General features: G+C 49.6%; 17 protein-coding genes and 2 pseudogenes. 15 read left to right on the forward strand and 4 right to left on the reverse strand.

The window, feature by feature from the left end; translation table 11 throughout:
- Positions 1 to 106: 106 nt before the first annotated feature.
- From dapF to ACVX3G_RS05530, 3 genes are all read left to right on the forward strand, one after another.
- Complete coding sequence (dapF, locus tag ACVX3G_RS05520; protein ID WP_025039316.1) at positions 107 to 979, forward strand: diaminopimelate epimerase; 873 nt, start codon at positions 107 to 109, stop codon at positions 977 to 979.
- A 151-nt stretch (positions 980 to 1,130) separates the two neighbouring features.
- Entirely contained in the window at positions 1,131 to 1,496 is a 366-nt protein-coding gene (locus tag ACVX3G_RS05525; protein ID WP_020756751.1) for a HesB/IscA family protein, read from the forward strand.
- Positions 1,497 to 1,716: 220 nt separating this feature from the next.
- Complete coding sequence (locus tag ACVX3G_RS05530) at positions 1,717 to 2,019, forward strand: LapA family protein (protein WP_011232425.1); 303 nt, start codon at positions 1,717 to 1,719, stop codon at positions 2,017 to 2,019.
- A gap of 161 nt (positions 2,020 to 2,180) precedes the next feature.
- On the opposite strand, the gene ACVX3G_RS05535 is transcribed toward ACVX3G_RS05530, so the two are convergent.
- On the reverse strand, positions 2,181 to 3,179 hold the full coding sequence (locus ACVX3G_RS05535) for an NAD(P)/FAD-dependent oxidoreductase (RefSeq protein WP_479454595.1): 999 nt from the start codon (positions 3,177 to 3,179) through the stop codon (positions 2,181 to 2,183).
- A 276-nt stretch (positions 3,180 to 3,455) separates the two neighbouring features.
- Here ACVX3G_RS05535 and ACVX3G_RS05540 point away from each other — a divergent pair, with 276 nt between their 5' ends.
- The 5 genes from ACVX3G_RS05540 to ACVX3G_RS05560 all read left to right on the forward strand — a co-directional run bounded on the left by ACVX3G_RS05540 (position 3,456) and on the right by ACVX3G_RS05560 (position 6,880).
- On the forward strand, positions 3,456 to 4,679 hold the full coding sequence (locus ACVX3G_RS05540) for an NAD(P)/FAD-dependent oxidoreductase (RefSeq protein WP_015375722.1): 1,224 nt from the start codon (positions 3,456 to 3,458) through the stop codon (positions 4,677 to 4,679).
- 120 nt (positions 4,680 to 4,799) lie between these two features.
- Positions 4,800 to 5,303, forward strand: a complete 504-nt coding sequence (locus tag ACVX3G_RS05545) for an NUDIX domain-containing protein (RefSeq protein ID WP_011232422.1) — start codon at positions 4,800 to 4,802, stop codon at positions 5,301 to 5,303.
- Between the two features lie 123 nt (positions 5,304 to 5,426).
- Positions 5,427 to 5,564 (forward strand): YuiA family protein, encoded by a 138-nt coding sequence (locus ACVX3G_RS05550; protein ID WP_013524523.1) that lies wholly within the window; start codon positions 5,427 to 5,429, stop codon positions 5,562 to 5,564.
- A gap of 126 nt (positions 5,565 to 5,690) precedes the next feature.
- Positions 5,691 to 6,014, forward strand: a complete 324-nt coding sequence (locus ACVX3G_RS05555) for a YuiB family protein (protein ID WP_014196657.1) — start codon at positions 5,691 to 5,693, stop codon at positions 6,012 to 6,014.
- A gap of 227 nt (positions 6,015 to 6,241) precedes the next feature.
- On the forward strand, positions 6,242 to 6,880 hold the full coding sequence (locus tag ACVX3G_RS05560; protein ID WP_025038982.1) for a 3D domain-containing protein: 639 nt from the start codon (positions 6,242 to 6,244) through the stop codon (positions 6,878 to 6,880).
- A 17-nt stretch (positions 6,881 to 6,897) separates the two neighbouring features.
- Here the strand turns inward: ACVX3G_RS05560 and ACVX3G_RS05565 are convergent, their stop codons facing one another.
- Positions 6,898 to 7,707, reverse strand: coding sequence for a cobalamin-binding protein (locus ACVX3G_RS05565; RefSeq protein WP_020278460.1), 810 nt, complete (start codon positions 7,705 to 7,707; stop codon positions 6,898 to 6,900).
- Between the two features lie 184 nt (positions 7,708 to 7,891).
- On the opposite strand from ACVX3G_RS05565, the gene ACVX3G_RS05570 reads away from it, so the two are divergent.
- The 3 genes from ACVX3G_RS05570 (at position 7,892) to ACVX3G_RS05580 (ending at position 11,297) form a co-directional block, all read left to right on the forward strand.
- On the forward strand, positions 7,892 to 9,385 hold the full coding sequence (locus ACVX3G_RS05570; RefSeq protein ID WP_020278461.1) for a leucyl aminopeptidase: 1,494 nt from the start codon (positions 7,892 to 7,894) through the stop codon (positions 9,383 to 9,385).
- A gap of 274 nt (positions 9,386 to 9,659) precedes the next feature.
- Complete coding sequence (locus tag ACVX3G_RS05575; RefSeq protein WP_011232416.1) at positions 9,660 to 10,280, forward strand: DUF47 domain-containing protein; 621 nt, start codon at positions 9,660 to 9,662, stop codon at positions 10,278 to 10,280.
- 18 nt (positions 10,281 to 10,298) lie between these two features.
- Positions 10,299 to 11,297: an inorganic phosphate transporter gene (locus ACVX3G_RS05580; protein WP_013524519.1), complete on the forward strand. Its 999-nt coding sequence runs from the start codon at positions 10,299 to 10,301 to the stop codon at positions 11,295 to 11,297.
- A 90-nt stretch (positions 11,298 to 11,387) separates the two neighbouring features.
- Here the strand turns inward: ACVX3G_RS05580 and ACVX3G_RS05585 are convergent, their stop codons facing one another.
- On the reverse strand, positions 11,388 to 11,996 hold the full coding sequence (locus ACVX3G_RS05585; RefSeq protein WP_025038983.1) for a biotin transporter BioY: 609 nt from the start codon (positions 11,994 to 11,996) through the stop codon (positions 11,388 to 11,390).
- Between the two features lie 183 nt (positions 11,997 to 12,179).
- On the opposite strand from ACVX3G_RS05585, the gene ACVX3G_RS05590 reads away from it, so the two are divergent.
- Together ACVX3G_RS05590 and ACVX3G_RS05595 are read left to right on the forward strand one after the other, a co-directional pair.
- On the forward strand, positions 12,180 to 12,338 hold the full coding sequence (locus ACVX3G_RS05590; RefSeq protein ID WP_021321792.1) for a hypothetical protein: 159 nt from the start codon (positions 12,180 to 12,182) through the stop codon (positions 12,336 to 12,338).
- Between the two features lie 77 nt (positions 12,339 to 12,415).
- Entirely contained in the window at positions 12,416 to 12,574 is a 159-nt protein-coding gene (locus tag ACVX3G_RS05595) for a hypothetical protein (protein ID WP_227412624.1), read from the forward strand.
- 257 nt (positions 12,575 to 12,831) lie between these two features.
- Here the strand turns inward: ACVX3G_RS05595 and ACVX3G_RS05600 are convergent.
- A pseudogene (locus ACVX3G_RS05600) lies at positions 12,832 to 14,244 on the reverse strand (DDE-type integrase/transposase/recombinase).
- Positions 14,245 to 14,410: 166 nt separating this feature from the next.
- Between ACVX3G_RS05600 and ACVX3G_RS05605 the strand changes: the two are divergent.
- Positions 14,411 to 14,740: pseudogene (locus tag ACVX3G_RS05605) on the forward strand (UPF0236 family transposase-like protein); the annotation flags it as partial.
- Between the two features lie 1,108 nt (positions 14,741 to 15,848).
- Positions 15,849 to 17,930, forward strand: a complete 2,082-nt coding sequence (locus ACVX3G_RS05610) for a radical SAM protein (protein WP_479454596.1) — start codon at positions 15,849 to 15,851, stop codon at positions 17,928 to 17,930.
- Positions 17,931 to 18,273 lie beyond the last annotated feature (343 nt).

Below are 18,273 nucleotides of genomic sequence, written 5' to 3' on the forward strand. Positions count from 1 at the left end.
GCATCCTCTTCAATGTATAATGAAAAAACGGGGGATATTCCCATTGTGCCCAGGAGATGCCGCCATTATACATGCGAAGCGCAAAAAATGTTCAGGAGGGAGTCATGTGCGTTCTTTTTCGTTTACGAAAATGCATGGATTGGGTAATAGCTACATATACGTTGATCTGTTCCGGGAAACATTGCCCGAGGAGGAGCTGCCGGCGATCGCCCGCAGCGTCGCCGATGTCCACACAGGCATCGGCTCCGATGGCTTGATTCTCATTTGTCCATCGGAGAAAGCGCCAGTCAAAATGCGCATTTTTAACAGCGATGGCTCGGAAGGGAAAAACTGCGGCAACGGCTTGCGCTGCGTGGCGAAATACGCGTACGAGCACGGCATCGTCAGCGACCGCACCTTTTTGATTGAAACGCTCTCCGGGCTTGTCGAAGCCCGTGTTGCAGTAGCAGATGGCGAAGTGACAAGCGTGACGGTCGATATGGGCGAGCCGCGCCTTGAGCGGAGCGCCATTCCGATGCTTGGTCCGGAAGCGGAGCGGGTCGTCGCCGAGCCGTTTGCCATCGCTGGGGGCGAATATGAAATTACGGCGGTGTCCATGGGCAACCCGCATGTGATCTTTTACGTTGATGACATCCAAAAAGCGCCGGTGACGACGCTTGGCCCGCTCGTGGAAAAGGACCCGCGCTTTCCGGAAGGGGTGAACGTCGAGTTTGTCGAAGTGGTGAACGAGCGCGAGCTTCATTTCCGCGTCTGGGAGCGCGGCTCCGGCGTGACGCAGGCGTGCGGGACCGGAGCGTGCGCGGCGGTCGTCGCTTCCGTGTTAAACGGCAAAACGGCGCGCGGGGAGGAAACGGTCGTCCATTTGGCCGGCGGCGATTTAACGATCGTATGGGGGCACGACGGGCGCGTGCACATGACCGGTCCGGCGGAGACCGTGTGCACCGGCGTTTATTACTACCGAGGCGGGCGGAACGGTTGAGCATCGAAAGGCAAAGACGGTATACTATGAAGTAAGATCGGAATCATTCAAGGGATTCGCCCCATCTGAGCCGTCGGGTGAAAGCGGGCGAACCTGTCGAAAAACGGCCAAGCTGTTTGGCCAGTGTCAACCGTTAAAGGAGGGATCATGGATGGCAGAGGCAGTTATTACGCTGACAGAAGCGGCAGCGTTTCAAATCAAAGATATGATGAAAGAGCAGGAAGAAAAGGGCGCGTACTTGCGCGTCGGCGTCCATGGCGGCGGCTGCAGCGGGTTGTCGTACGGCATGGGCTTTGACCATGAGCGGCGTGAGGATGACATCGAATTTGAGCAGCACGGCATCAAAATTTTGGTGGACCGCGACAGCGCGCCGATTTTGCGCGGAACGGTCATCGACTATAAACAGTCGCTGCTTGGCGGCGGGTTTACGATCAACAATCCGAACGCCATTGCGACATGCGGCTGCGGCTCCTCGTTCCGCACAGCGACCAATGCCGGCACGCCGGAGCAATGCTAAGCAGGCGGGATGACGTCCATCTGCCTGGCAGAGGAAAACGGCCTGCCTTGCCGTGACGTCGGGCTCTTGAGAAGGCCGGTTTTCGCCGCACGGCCGGTTGAAAACGCGGGCGTGTACCGACTGGCGAAATGTTGGAAGGGTGGTCTTTCCCTCACGAAATTGGGGAAAACGGCCGCGCTCCAACATCGGCCTTTTCGGGAGCGCCAAAGGAGGAGAAACGATGAAAGGACAAATCAATGTCATCTTGGCGCTTGTCTTGGCGCTCATTGTGGCGCTGCTGGCGGTGGCGAATGTCGAGCAGGTGACGATCCATTATTTAGTCGGCGAAACCCGCTTGCCGCTCATTATCGTCATTTTAGGTTCGGCCGTCCTTGGCGGCCTTGTCGTCGGCATGCTCGGATGGGTGCGTTTGTTCAGCCTGCGCCGGCAGGTGAAGCTGCTCGAGAGAGAGCGGGAGGAATGGACGAAAAACAAGGCTGGGAATACTGATGGCGAGTCGGTTTCGCTGGAGCGAGAGGGATGAGGCATGAGTATGGCGCCCCCAACAAAGAGGGGCGCCTTTTGCTTGAAAAACGGGTGTGGACGGGGCGGGCTATATGAATGGCTCCAATCAGTCGGGATGCGGCGTTAAGGCGAAATGCCGAGCGCCCCTTCGCTTCCGCTTGTTTTCCCGACGGAGCGCCATTAAAACAGCGATGTCGAGTGCGCCGGCTGCATCCGCGCCGTCGGGTCGATGTACGTTTTGGCGCTGCTGATGGCGATCGGCGCTTCGCCAAAGCCGCAGGCGATCAGCTTGATTTTCCCGTCGTACGTGCAAATGTCGCCCGCCGCATACACGCCGGGGATGTTCGTTTCCATCCGCGAGTTGACTTTGATCGCATTTTTTTCGATGTCAAGCCCCCAGTTTTTGATGGGGCCAAGCGAAGAAATAAAGCCGTAGTTGACAATGACGGCGTCGACATCGATCGTTTCTTTCGTTCCTTCTTTCACATGCTCGAGGATGACTTGGCGGATGGCGTGTTCATCGCCGACGAGTTCAACGGGCACAAACGGCGTTTTCACTTGCACGCTGGACTTCTTGAGCTGCTCGACGCTATGTTCATGGGCGCGGAATTTGTCGCGGCGATGCACAATCGTGACGCTTTGGGCGATCGGTTCGAGCATGAGCGACCAGTCAACAGCCGAGTCGCCGCCGCCGCAGACGACCACGCGCTTTCCGGAAAACTGCCCCAAGTCGTTGATGAAGTAATGTAAGTTTTTTCCTTCATAGCGGGAAGCGCTTTCGATTTCGAGCCGACGCGGCTGAAAGGCGCCGTTTCCGGCGGTGATGATGACCGTTTTCGAATAATGGATTTGTTGATTGGTGACGAGTTTAAACGTTCCGTCCTCCTGCTTTTCGAGCGTGTCGACCGACTCGTTTAGGCAGACGGTCGGCGAAAATAGGTCCATCTGCTCTTTCAGCTGGTTGACAAGCTCTTGGGCGCGCACTTTCGGAAATCCGGCGACATCATATATGTATTTTTCCGGATATAACGCGGCCAGCTGCCCTCCAAGCTGCGGAAGGCTTTCGATAATTTTGACTTTCATTTGCCGCAAGCCGCCGTAAAACGCGGCAAACATCCCGGTCGGCCCGCCGCCGATAATGGTGACATCGTAGACGTTGCGATCTTCTTTCACCGACATCCCTCCCTGCGCGAAGTCATGGCATTACAAGTTTATCTTACCATAAATGGGCGTGGTTATAACGATCCTTTTTGTTGGACGAACAGAAAAAAAAACTTGAAAAGGGAAAGAAAAAGGACTAATATGTTTTGTGGAGAGATTGTTAATTTTTTGTGACAGTCCCTCGACATTTTTTTGGCGGTTAACGTGAATTATTTCACAAACTTCGCTCAATAAAAACGGGGGCGGCCGCAAAAGCTATAACAAATGAATGAGAAAAAATGAAAAAGGGTGGAAGTGATCCAGGTGAGAAAACCAAACGTTGTCATTTTAGGCGCTGGCTATGGCGGGTTGATGACGACCGTTCGCCTGCAAAAGCTCATCGGCGTGAACGAAGCGAACATTACGCTCGTCAACAAGCACGATTACCATTATGAGACGACATGGCTTCATGAGGCGTCGGCCGGGACGCTGCATCATGACCGTGTCCGCTATCTGATCCGCGATGTCATCGACCGGAACAAAGTGAAATTCATCCAAGATACGGTGACGAAAATCATTCCAAACGAAAAGAAAGTGCTGCTTGAAAACGGCGAGCTGACGTACGATTATCTCGTCATTGCCCTTGGGTTTGAATCAGAAACGTTCGGCATCAAAGGGTTGAAGGAATACGCATTTTCGATCGCCAATGTCGACGCCGCGCGGCAAATCCGCGAACATATCGAGTACCAGTTTGCGACGTACAACGCAGAAGAGGAAAAGAAAGAGGAGCGATTGACGATCGTCGTCGGCGGGGCGGGATTTACCGGCATTGAATTTTTAGGCGAGCTCGCCAACCGGATGCCGGAGCTGTGCCGCGAGTATGACATCGACCCGCACAAAGTGCGCATTATTTGCGTGGAGGCGGCGCCAACGGCGTTGCCGGGCTTCGATCCGGAGCTCGTCGAGTACGCGGTCAGCCAGCTTGAGCGCAAAGGAGTCGAGTTTCGAATCGGCACGGCGATTAAGGAATGCACGCCGGATGGCATCATTGTCGCTAAAGGTGATGATGTCGAGGAAATTAAAGCCGGCACGGTCATTTGGGCGGCCGGCGTGCGCGGCAGCCGCGTCATCGAGGAATCTGGGTTTGAAGCGGCGCGGGCGCGCATTAAAGTGGACCCGTACTTGCGTGTCCCGGGGCATGAAGACATTTTCGTCGTCGGCGACTGTTCGCTCGTGATTGATGAAGAAACGAACCGCCCGTATCCGCCGACGGCGCAAATCGCCATGCAAGAAGGCCAGCTGTGCGCGAAAAACTTGGCGGTGCTCATCCGTGGACAAGGGGAGCTGGAGCCGTTTAAGCCGGATATTAAAGGGACGGTTTGCTCGCTCGGCCATGATGATGCCATCGGCGTCGTGTTCGGCAAAAAGCTGTGGGGCGCCAAAGCGAGCTTCATGAAAAAAGTGATTGACAACCGCGCCCTTTATTTGATCGGCGGTTCGTCGCTTGTGATGAAAAAAGGCAAATTTAAATTTTTCTAATCGATTCAAAAAGCTCCCGTGATGGCGGGAGCTTTTTTGTATGGCAACGAAACAGGGATCCGCCGCTCGATTGTCGAAATACAAACGGTGCATAACGATAGGGAGAAAAGGATGAGGACGATGGACAACAAACGAGGAAACGTTTGGATTGCGGCGGCCGGACTGGTCATAAACGAGAATGGGGAATGGCTCGTTGTCAAGAAAAAATACAGCGGGCTAAAAGGCAAATGGTCGCTGCCGGCCGGGTTCGTCCAGCCGGGGGAAATGCTCGATGAGGCGGCGGTTCGGGAAGTGAAGGAAGAAACGGGGATCGACGCCGAACCGGTCGCGCTTCTTGGCTTGCGCACCGGCGTCATCGCTGGGGAGATCAGCGACAATATGGCGATTTTTCTGTTGCGCCCGCTCTCGCGCGACATCGTCGTGCAGACGGATGAGCTGTATGCCGCCGCGTTTTTAAGCAAAACGGCGCTTCAGAATGATCCGAACACATCAGGCTTGCTTCGCTATTTGTTGGCGCTCGAGCCGCTTGATTCCCTTTCGCTGCATGATGGACTCAATCCCGGCGATCCGTTCGGCTACACGAAATACCGCCTTTACTTCGAATCATCGAAATTGAAAGAATAGTCAAGAAAATAAAAGCGATCGAAAGATGTATCCGCTTACACGGACGAAAATGGGGGAGAATCGCCGTTTGTTTTTACAGAAAATTTTGATATATTAACAAAAAAGAAACGGAGGGGAACATCGATGACAAAAACATGGACCATAAACGACTGCCCGTACTGCGAGGGGCATGGATACGTTCAGCTGCTTTTGGGCGGATCGGAAACGTGCTACAGTTGCCAAGGAACCGGAAGCGATCACGAAGAGGATGACGATCATTGACGTTCGTCTGAAGACATGAAACATCGTTTGGAACCAATCAGGCGATCATGAAGAAGAGAACGAACATTGACGGTCATCCGCCCGATCCAGTACACTGAAAACGGGTGTACGGGAGGTGAAGGGCGGATGCAAATGAGTTTGCCGGTTGTTTTGATTTCGATGGTTTTATTTTTTGTGTTGTTTTTTGGCATTGGGTTTTTGGTGAATATGTTGCTGCGCATGACATGGATTACAGCGGTCTGCTTTCCGTTGATTGCGGTTTTCATTATTGATGATGTGCCGTTGACGCGCTATTTCACCGCACCGTCCGAGGCGTTCGCCGCGCTCGGCCGGAAAATCACTTCGCTGGCGGCGGCGGATCTGTTGATTTTGTCAAGCGGATTTGCCGGCGCTCTTTGCGCCGGATGGGCGATCCGCACGCTGCGGGCGAAAGGGTATCAAATGTTTTAGAGCGTCTCTGCCTTGGGCAGGGGCGTTTTTTTTGTGAACAGCGCTGATGAGCGCCCGAGCGGATCACAACGTCGGTTCGTGTATGTTTTTGGCAAAACGCACAAGCTTTGCGCTCGGGTTTCACAATGAGGTTGTTCATGGACGGTTTTTTCGTTTTTTGTCTCATTCGCAATGAATATTTCGATTTTGGATGGAGATAAATAGAGGTGTGAGAGGAGTTGAGAGCATTGAATGGGTTTAGGCAGTTCGTGCGCCGAACCGCGATGACGCTGCTGTTTTTGGCGGCGCTCTTTGCGACATTCGAGTCCGTTTCCGGGGTTGACGCGAAGACGGTTCTCCATCCCTTTCCGAGCGCTTTATCGATGGATCATCAGCCCGTCTGGGGAATGAAAGAGCTCGCGAAAAACGGGGGCCGCTCCGTTTTGCGGCTTGAGGATCATTTTGACTGGTCAAAATATCCTTCCGTTGAAGTGGTCGCCACCGGCTATACAGCCGGCATTGAATCGACCGGGAAAACGCCTGATCACCCTGAGTATGGCATCACGTACTCCGGCGTCCGCGTTAAGCGCGACCTTTATTCGACGATTGCTGCCGATTTATCGATCTTTCCGATCGGCACGATTTTGTTCATCCCTGGATACGGATTCGGCGTCGTCGCCGACAAAGGCGGGGCGATCAAAGGCCATCGTCTTGATTTATATTACGAAACCGTGGAAGATGTCTATAAATATTGGGGAAAAAGGAAAGTGCAAGTTTACATTATCCAAAAAGGGGACGGCACGCTGTCGGAGGAAGAATTGACGCGGTTGAACGAGGATGAAACGATGCAAGTGTTCCGGCAGCAATATTTGGAATCGAAAAGCTGAAAAAGGGCTCCCGCCCGTCAGCGGCCAAGAAGCGGATCGCTGTCGTCAGCGGGAGGAAACAGCGCCGGATGCAAAAGCGGCGCCAATTTTTTTAATCCGACCAAGAGGCGCGGAGACGGACGGCAATAGAGCGATTCTTCCAAAATATGGATGTTCCCAGTGCGGACCGCCTCGGCCTGTTGGGCATTCGGGCGCGCCGTGACGGCTTTCGGGCTCATTTTTTTTGTCTGCACGCCGACCCAAACGAGCAAGATGTGCGACGGATTGCGGGCGAGAACGTCGTCCCATTCCGTTTGAACGCTCGCTTGCGGGATGTCGGAGAAAATGTTGCGCCCGCCGGCGAGCTCACTTAGTTCGCTCAGCCAGTTGGCGCCGCCCGGTGTGAAGATCGGCCGCGGCCACCATTCCCAATAAAGGCGGGACGGTTCAGCCGATGCGGCCCGCTCGCGATGCCAATCAAGCACGTCATGATAGCGGCGGACGAGTTCGGCCGCTTTTTTCGTTTCGCCAAGCGCCTCGCCAAGCCGAAGAAGGTCGTTGGCAATGTCATCGAGCGAATTCGGCGCCAGCACGAGATGCGGGAGCCCGCGCCGTTTGAGCTCCTCGACGTTGCGCTCCATGCCGGGCACGCTTAGGGATGCGACGACGAGATCCGGTTTGAGTGCCTCGACTTGATCCATATCAATGCGCAGATCCGGCCCGACTTTCGGCAGCTGCTTCACTTCCGGCGGCCAGTCGGACGAATCGTCGACGGCGGCGACATCGTCAAGGCGGCCGAGATAGGCGAGCAGTTCGGTGTTGCTTGGACAAAGGGAAACGATTCTCATCAGCGTCGGTCCTTTCTAAATCATCGTGATGATTACGGATTCGCCTTGCCCTGCGTGATTTCCTGTCCGTTTCAGCTGATTTTTTTGCATGAACGCAAGGAGAGAAAAGTTAGATAGTCGAAAGAATCGCTTTGCTTCGCTATAATGAAGGTGGGAATGAATCAACATGGAAAGGGATGAGACGATGTTTACGGTAAAACCTTTGCCGTCGGTGGAGGAACGGGATGAAGCGCTTGTCATCGGTTTGTTTGAAGGGGCGAATTCATGGAGCGGCCTTGCCGGCGAATACGATGCCCGTCTTGGCGGACGGCTGTCGGAACTGCAGAAAGAAGGCGATATTTCCGCGAAGCGGGGGCGCATCGCCACCGTTCATCCATTTTTGCCGATGGGGGCGAAGCGGCTGTATTTCGTCGGTCTCGGCAAAAAAGAAGAGTTGACGTTTGAGCGGCTGCGCGAGGTGTTCGGCAAGCTGTTTCGCGCGTTGAAGCAGGCGAAGCGGACGAAAGCGGCGGTCGCGCTGGACACGTTTACGACCGAGGCCGTCGATGGAAACGAAGCGGCGCACGCCTTGGCGGAAGCCTATCACTTGGCGACGTATGAATTCCCTGGGTATAAGCAGAAAAAGTCACAACCGGACTACCAGCTCGAATCGCTCATCGTCTACACGGCGGCCGAAGCGGCAGAAATTGAAGCGAGCTTGTTTGTCGGTTCGGTATACGGGAAGGCGACGAATTCGGCGCGCACGCTTGTCAATACGCCGGGGAATTTGCTGACGGCGTCGGATTTGGCTGATTATGCCGTGAAGCTCGCGAACCGATACGATTTTGACTATGAAGTTTTGGAGAAAGAAGACATGGAGCGGCTCGGCATGGGAGCGCTTTTGGCCGTCAATCAAGGCTCGAAACAGCCGCCCAAACTGATCGTCTTAAAATACCAAGGAAAAGACGAGTGGGAAGACGTGATCGCCCTCGTCGGCAAAGGGGTGACGTTCGATACGGGCGGCTATTGTTTGAAGCCGCGCGACAGCATGGTCGACATGAAAACCGATATGGCCGGCGCGGCGGCGGTGCTCGGGGCGATGGAAGCCATCGGCGAACTGCGGCCGGAACAAAACGTGCTCGCCGTCATTCCGGCGACCGACAATATGATCAGCGGCGAGGCGTTCAAGCCGGACGATGTCATTACGTCGCTGTCCGGAAAAACGATTGAAGTGAAAAACACGGATGCGGAAGGACGGCTCATTTTGGCCGATGCGGTGACCTATGCGAAACAGCACGGCGCCAGCTATATCATCGATGTCGCCACGTTGACGGGCGGAGTGATCGTCGCCTTGGGCACGGACAAAACGGGCGCGATGACGAACAATGAGGAGCTGTTTGAGCAATTGCTTGAAGCGTCGATGGAAACCGGGGAGTTCATTTGGCGGCTGCCCATTACAGAAAACGACCGCGAGCGGGTGCGAAGCAGCAAAATCGCCGACTTGAACAATTCTCCGGGGCGGGAAGGACACGCCATTATGGGCGGGGCGTTCATCGGCGAATTTGTGGAAGATACGCCGTGGGTGCATTTGGATATCGCCGGCACGGCCGCCACAAAGAAAGACGGCGACCTCGGTCCGGCTGGGGCGACAGGCGTGATGGTGCGCACGCTCACCGCGTTTGTCGAGCGGTTTGAATAAAACGAACGCCGGCAGGCTGATCGACAGGCGCTGCCTTGGCGCAGAGGCGCCCAGTGTGAGGGCGGGGTATGCCGGCAGCGAACGAGCCGAAGCGGACGTGCATAGCTTCGGCTTTTGTTTGGCACGCTACTATAGTACATAGCAGGAAAAGCGAACAGAATGTAAATGTAGTGTAAATTTCGTGTAAAGTTTTTTGTTGTCTTATTGTAAATGCTGTGTAAATTGTTACAATAAGTAGCGGTGATTTTGATTTCGCAAATGGAGGGTGTCCGATATGATTTTTTCACCGAAAAAAGACGTTTTCTTCGACATGTTGTTTACGATTTCGGAAAATGTGAAGGAAGCGGCGCAATATTTTGTCGAGTATAAAATTCAAAGCGTAAGCGACTTGAAAGAATTTGCCCGCGTCATGAAAGAGTACGAACGAAAGGGCGATTCATTCATCCATGAACTGGTCGTCCAATTGAACAAAACGTTCATTACGCCGATCGAGCGGGAAGACATCCACCAGTTGGCGATGAAAATGGATGATGTGCTTGATGGGTTTGAGCAATGTTCGGCGCGGTTTGAAATGTTTTCGTTCACGGACATCGATGAACATATGGTGAAGTTTTTTGACTATATTTATCAAAGCACGATTGAAATTGTTCACGCCCTCGAACTGCTTGCGAACAAAAAATTGCTCGATATGCGCCAACATGCCATTAAAATCAAGGACTATGAAACGAAGTGCGACGAAATTTTGCGCGCGTCGATCAAAAACTTGTTTGTGACGCAAAAAGACCCGATTAAAATCATTCAATACAAAGAGCTTTACGAAATGTTGGAAGAGATTGCCGACAGTTGTGAAGATGTCGCCAATACGTTAGAGACGATTATCATGCGCAACGCATAAAAAGGGGACGCTGTGTTTATGGATACGATCCTGATTTTAACGATCTGCATCGTCATTTTCGCATTGGCGTTTGACTTTATCAACGGCTTCCATGATACGGCCAACGCCATTGCCACATCGGTGTCAACAAGGGCGCTCACGCCGCGTCAAGCCATTATTTTGGCTGCGACGATGAACTTTATCGGCGCGCTCACCTTTACCGGCGTCGCGAAAACGATTACGAAAGACATTGTCGATCCATTCACCCTTGAGAACGGTTCTCTCGTCATTTTGGCAGCGCTGGTTGCTGCCATTGCCTGGAACTTAATTACGTGGTATTATGGCATTCCGAGCAGCTCGTCGCATGCACTCATCGGTTCGGTCGCTGGGGCAGCCATTTCCGCCGCTGGCTGGGATGTAATCCACTACCAAGGTTTTCTTAAAATTTTGGAATCATTGATTATTTCTCCATTTTTGGCGATGGGTGTTGGGTTTGTCATTATGAGTTTGTTTCGTTTCTTATTTAAAGACGCCAATTTAACAAGAACAACCAAAGGGTTTCGTCTATTTCAAGTTGTAACGGCTGCATTGCAGGCGTATACGCATGGAACGAATGACGCCCAAAAAACGATGGGCATCATTACGATGGCGCTGATCGCTGCCGAAATGCACCACTCAGATGTCGTGCCGGAATGGGTGCGCATTTCTGCCGCCTTAGCCATGGGATTGGGGACGGCTGTCGGCGGATGGAAGATCATCAAAACGGTCGGTGGAAAAATTATGAAAATCCGCCCTGTCAATGGGGCGGCAGCGGACTTATCCTCGGCGCTCGTCATTTTTTCCGCCACGTTGTTGCATTTGCCAGTCAGTACGACGCACGTCATTTCCTCGGCCATCATGGGGGTCGGCGCCGCCCAACGGGTGAAAGGCGTCAAATGGGGCGTCGCCCGCCGCATTGTCATGACGTGGATCATCACGTTGCCAATCTCCGCGCTCATTGCCGGATTTGTGTACCAAATTCTCCGGTTGTTTTTCTAACTTGAAAAAAGGGTGTCCCGATTTGTTGGGACACCCTTTTCTTATGGTTGTTAAGGGAAATTTCCCTTTTGAGTCAGGCTCTTTTCAGATTTAGGCCGCCGAACGGTCCGCGGCGGAGGAGCGTCCGATCGCCCGGCAAATCCTTGGGGCGATCAAGCCGGCTGCGATCGACAACAAAATGTCTTTCGGCAGCGGGGCAAGCATCCAGCCCCACACCATGCCGTACGAAAGCCCTTCCGGCGCCTCTGCCCATAGTTTGTACGCCATGTACATCCAGTTCGTGCCGATGACATAGTTGATGACCATGCCGACCAAGGCGGCGGTGACGAAACGGGCCTTGGACGCCGGCTGCGGGCCGCGGTTGATGACCCATCCGGTCGCATAAGCGGCAACGATAAAGGAAAGAATGAAGCCAAATGTCGGTTGGAAAATCATCGACAGTCCGCCGTTGAATTTGGCAAACACCGGCACGCCGGCGAGGCCGACGAGCATATACACAATCATGGCCACCGCACCGAGCCGCCGCCCTAACACCGCGCCGGCAAGGACGCAGAAAAACGTTTGCAGCGTAATGGGAACACCGCCGACGACAAGAAACGGCGCCCACGACGTAATGTTCGCCCCGATGGCCATGAGGGCGACAAACATAGCGACAAAGGTGATGTCGAGGGCCCGAAAAGCAGGACGTTGGCGATTCATATGTAAACCCCCTTTTCTCTTGTTGTTAACAAAATCGTACTGAATGATCATTTGACTGTCAATACTTTTTTATGAGAAGGCGGGAGGCGGGGACGGAAATCATATAATTGACGGATGGAGGAGCAAACTAGACAAAACGGCGGCTGTCATCGCGGCCGCATGGACGAGGAGGATCGCTGCTCTATGGAACATGTCATGCCGGAAAAGGAAGTAAAGCAGGCCAGCAAGATGGGAGCCCATGAGGATCTGATTCACACGAGCCAAAACGACGAAGGGTATGACTTGCGCACCCCGGCGGAAATCGGGGCTCGGCAGCCGATGGATGAAAACGGCAATTCGTGAAGGCAGCGAAGGATTGGGCGCAGATGGACGGGAAAGAAAAAAGTCTTGGATAGCTTCGCGCCGCGAGAAGGCCGGTGATGGATGGAAACAGATCGCAGGCCTTAATTACTTTGCCATTAGAGGGATCTTGTCATGCCGATGACATGCTGCCGGCTCGGATGCCGTGCTCGTTTTTCAATGGTTTTTTCGGCATGAAAAGAATAGAAGAAAATGAATTTATTGATTTTTATGAATAAATACCTATTTTTGATATGGTAATAAAGTTCTTTTTTTTTTTTTTTATTTCCAGTAAGATTTTAATTGTAAATATATAGTTTGTTTACCATAACGTGTACTTGGTAAGGGACTGAGGTAGCGTCAAAAGTTCTATGAAAAACCCACACAGACCATCCCATCGAGCATCGTGAGGCATGTGGGGAGCCGGATTCGTCCTTGGCCAACACCCGCCACAAAGGTGCGAAAGGGTTGTCAAGGGCGACGGGGACAAAAAAAGTTAGGCCGCCTCTTGTTGGAGAAACGCTTGTGCCATGGCGATGAACTTCGTCCACCGGGCCGGCATATGCGGCAGCTCGGCGAGCTCCGGAATGACGACCGGGACCCGGCCTTCGAGCGCGCTATGCGGGCGCAGAAAGTTGAAATACGCCACAAACAGCGTCACAAAGGACACCGAGCCCTCTTCCGCGCCGAACCCATGGGTCGGGCGGCAGTTGCCTTTAAAGGTCCGGTTGAATCGCTCGATGATTGGCTTGAGTGGACGGAACTCTTCGGACACCGGGTCCTCATGGGCCAGCCCGATCACCTGGCGGATGTCAAACGAAATCCCGTGATGGGCGAAGAAGTGCTGCGCCAGCAGGTAAATGGGATTGCCGTCGACGACGAACGACAAGTCGTCCGGGATGGATGGCCGCTTCCGCAAGACATCATTGATGGCCTTGATGGCCGAGAGCGTGTCCCGATTGGGCGAGACGCGATACGACAGCACGATCTTTTTGACGGCATCGAATAGAAAGAACATGTAATGCCAGCGCCCTTTGACGCGAATATACGTCTCGTCTCCGCAGAACGATCCGGACAGCTCGTACGGGAATCGGTCGACAAAGGGCTTGATCCAAAGCGCGGCGCTGTTGGCGTAGTTGAGCACCGTCTGATGGGAGATCGACACGCCGTGGATATCCTTCATGGCGGCTGCCGTCATGCGGGAAGACATTCCAAAGTTGACATGGTACGTCAACACCAGCCCCAGAATGTGCGGCGACACAGCCAGCCGGGACAAATCGACCTTCGGCTTGATGGGTGACGAGGAAGCCAACGGTAGAAAGTCAAACAAGAACTCTCGAAACCAATACCGCACCTTGAAGGCTTGAGGATCCTGTTTGAAACGTTGGCGCTCCTTCTTCGTCATCCGTCGAAGGTTGGCCCGGTAAAACGGGCAATCGTTGTTCTTGCACTTATAGATGTTGTATTCTTTGCGTTCCTTGATTTTTTCCAGCGTCTTTTTGCAGTGCGGGCAGCGAAAGACCGCTTGCTTGGTGAACCGATTTCGGTGGTTGAACCGGCACTGGCACACTTTGCATTGGTATTGCCCTTTTCCGCCGTTATTGGCGTACAGGTAAGAAGAGGGAGCCTGGCAGCGAGGGCAGGTCAACGAATCCGGAACACGGTGTTTCGCCTTCGCGCGGCGCTGGATGGGCCGCAAAGGACGTCTGTGCTGGGCTTCGTAGTCCGCCAACAGCTTCCGGTAATCAAGGGTTTCCGGCACATCGATGATCGGAAGGTCATCGACTTGAAGTTTCCGGTACGGTTTTTGGATGGGTTCGTCCAAGTCCTCGAGATTCAACGATTTTCCCAATATCACACCCATCTAATACACGATAATTTGATATTGGGTCTTGATTATTTCAAGCAAATAGGCTAATCATTGAGGTAACAAAGCTTGTCACTCCTTTGTTTTGGCTGTTGGGTGTCGTTACCTCAATGATGGCGGAAAACAACGGGGGTGGTAAGCTTTTTTTGTTCAACCGTTGAAACCCAAGGAAAAACCGTGAGTGTGGAGGATAAACTTTTGACAATACCTGTATCCGATGGGGAGGGCTGAAAGCGTGATGAGCCAGTTGGCGTATCGGGTGAAATACCGCCGCAGTTGGACCGACAAGGGACTCAGGGCGTTTTTCAAGGCAATGATTGCCCGGATGGATGGGATTCGTCTTTTCGGACGTCGTTTCGGAGAAGGATCGTCGCATCCGGCGGAGGAAACGACATCCACTAAACAGACGGTCGTGAACAAGGCGAAACAACGCGTCCGCCGTCTTTGGCCTGAGATCACGCGGAATAACGTGCCATATTTAAAGCAATCGTCCGGGACACCGATCTATCATGCCCTGTCTGAACTCAAGGCATGGTAAAAAAAAGGTATACATATCGATCTGCCATGGCAAGGGATGAGAATTCAAAAGCGCTTACGGACTAAATTCAAAAAATGGTTTGCCAACCTATGATTTACACCTGTTTTCAGCGAATCAAAAAAGTTTCCACAAAGTCTTGACTGACTCTTAGTAATGATCCTGCTTGACATTTTTGAAAATATAATTACTAAAATTCAAAAACATCAAAAATCATAGAGCAGATGTATTTTCATGAGTGGAAAAATCATAGTTCGACAAATGGGATAGCTGTAATAATGGTTTGACCTGTTTAATATGTTTGGACCACTGATCAAGGGATGTTCACTTACAGAAAGCTGATCTGAAATCAGAACAAACAATGATCCCTACAACAGATGAGAAAAATGCTACGACATTTATCTCCCACTGATACACATGTAACGTAAAGAGATGCTTATGATTGTCGATGAACTCATTCAGCAAAAGTGAGGATCAACTTATATCCTTTGTGGAACAAGCGAAATCTTGCATGGGTTAAATCTGTGCATGGAATCGGAAAGAATGTTCAAGCCTTTATTCGAAGAATCAACCAGAACCCAGAACGAACGATCGATCATTTGTGAATTCAATTTTGTCTTCATGGGCAGTCATGGCGCCGGGAAATCACGAAAGTTTCGGGAAATGGAAATATAGACGGGTGAGGCAAGGAAACAAGAAGTTGAGGTTACACCTGGTGTGGGGTGCTCGTGCCATGGCCCGAACGAAAAACACCCATTTATCCGTGAAGTATCATCGGATCGCTAAACGAAGAGGAGTAAATCGGGCGAGTATCGCTGTGGGAAGAACGATGTTACAAATCCTCTACGTCATTTTAACCAGAAAGGAACAGTATAGAGGTATAGAGAGTTTGGAAACCTACTACTGGGATTGGTAGCGAGAAACGAACCTAGTGTGTCAAACGATGAAGCAATTTAGGGGGATAGGGTATCAAGTGAAACTGGAAAAAACGAGTGCGCATTATCGGTAAACCATATATACTGAAATTCTTTCTTTTAAAACCTACTTCTAATGGTTAGGTAGAGATCGTTCTTGTCTTTTTCGAGTTTTCAGGGTAGGAGGAGAGCAATTATTGGATATTAAAAATGATTTGAATCATTTTTTTGAGTATACTTCTTACCAAAATGCTTATGGACTTTTATACAGCCAAAAAACAGGAAAACAGGTTGCATTTTTAAAGTCCATGCTTGATACTCTTCCAAAAGAGAGTAAAATACTTGATTTATGTTGTGGTAACGGAAGACATCTTTTTTCTATTAGAAGACTAGGCTTTGATGTTATTGGCATAGATTCACATTACGAAACAGTAGCCAAAGTCAAGGAAACCGATCCCGCTGCTAATATTATGTTCTGCGATGCACGTTTTATGAATTTTATTGAAGTCTTTGATTTAGTCTACTGTTTAGAAACATCTATTGGTTACTTTAACGATGAAGAAACCATTAAAATTTTCGGTAAAGTTTATAATTCTCTAAAATATCAAGGGATATTTATTGTGCATGTTTTTAACAGGGAGTTGTTATTGAAATATTTTGAGGACAGTTCATATTTTTATGATATTTTCCACCAGCCAATTTTTGAAAGCAGGGAAATCGATTTATTAAATGGACTATTAAAAATTAGACAAAAAAGAAATAATAGCAATATAAAAGAATACCACCTTGATTTACGAATTTATACTGCTGTTGAATTAAAAAATATGTTAAGTACTGTTGGTTTTAAAATAAGCAATGTTTATGGTGATTTTGATAAATCACCGTTTTCAATTAATAGCCCTGAGTTAATTATTATTCTAAAAAAAGGAAGGATAGAAATGTATAAAAAATATCGCAAATCACGTTACACAATTAAACATGAGACTCAAGAAGGTACTTTAATCTTATTTAACACTTTTTCTGGAGCTATAGCAACAATTGAAGATGTAAAAACAAAAGAAAAGGTTAAAACTATTTTACGGGAGGGGTTATTATGTGAACCTGCAAATGAATTAGAAACAGAGTTAATTAATCAACATTTTTTGGTACATCATTCAACCGATGAAAATCGATTAGTAGATTTAATGAGAGATATGGAAAAAAATCGAAAGGATCACTATGAATTAATTTTATATTCTACAGAAGAATGTAATTTTAGGTGTGTTTATTGCTTCGAGAAATTTTTAAGGGGGGAAATGCCGAAAGAAATTCAACAGGCTATTATTAAGCATATTTTACGAAAAGCACCTCATATTAATAGTCTAAATATTGCTTGGTTCGGCGGGGAGCCATTAGAAGGTGTAAATGTAATTAGGAATATTAATAAAGAAGTTAAAGAAATATCTAAAAAATTCGGATTTACATTCAACTCTGGAATTACAACAAATGGATACGAACTCGATGAAAATCTATTTCGTGAATTGGTAGATTTGAATATTATCCAATATCAAATCACTTTAGACGGGCCGAAAGATACCCATGATACACATAGAATACTTAAAGATGGTGGTCCTACTTTTGATCGTATTATAAACAATTTAAAAAGTATTCAAAAGACTGATTTAGAGTTTAAAGTTTTAATCCGCTCAAATTTCGATAAAACCAATAAGGATAGAATGCAAGAATTAATAGAACTGCTTTCAGAGTTTTTGAATGGAGATGAACGTTTCCAATTATATTTTAAACCTGTGCAGAATTATGGTGGAACATCTGCTAAAGATCTACCACTATATGATCCAAAAGAAAGTTTTAAAGTTATGAGTGAGGTTCAAAAACGAGCACATTGTTATTTTCCGACCTCCACTGAATTGCTAAGTTCCCTTGACCCAATGGGAAGTGTTTGTTACGCTGGTCTTCCGAATAGTTTTGCGATTGGGGCAGATGGAACTATTTATAAATGTACTTTAGAATTAGATGAGCCTCTGAATCAATTAGGGAAAATTAGAGGAGACGGAACTTTTGATATTGATGAAGATAAACTTACCTTATGGATAACGGCAGATGCGAAAGATGATAGGCAATGTAACTCTTGCATTTTAAAGCCAACTTGTCAGGGAATGCATTGTCCACTAATTAGAATTAAAGAACAAAGGAGTCCTTGTCCACCTTTAAAGAAGGGAATTCGAACAGCCCTTGAATTAGTTACTGTTTACGCTGGAATAGACATAAAAAACGATTAGTTGTACTGATATACCTTATTTACCAAGCTTCATACCATGTAATCTTCAAATGCATGATTAATTTAGCTTTTCCGTGAAAATGCACGTGCTTGGATTGGTCATTTTCATGCCCGGGTGGAGGGCAAAACGTTGCCCATGGATCTTTTCCGTGAAAATACGCACACCTTGATTAGTCATCTTTATGCCTGAAAGGAGGTGAGATAAATGAAATTGATCAAGAGGAAAAAAGTGGCTGATTTGACAGAAAAGAATATAATTATAAACCTGAGATGTAGTTGCTCGTAGTCAAACAATTTGATCTTTGTAGTCAGAATAATGATAATGCTTATTTTGTTCTCAAAAA

Source organism: Geobacillus sp. PLS 41, assembly GCF_056494105.1.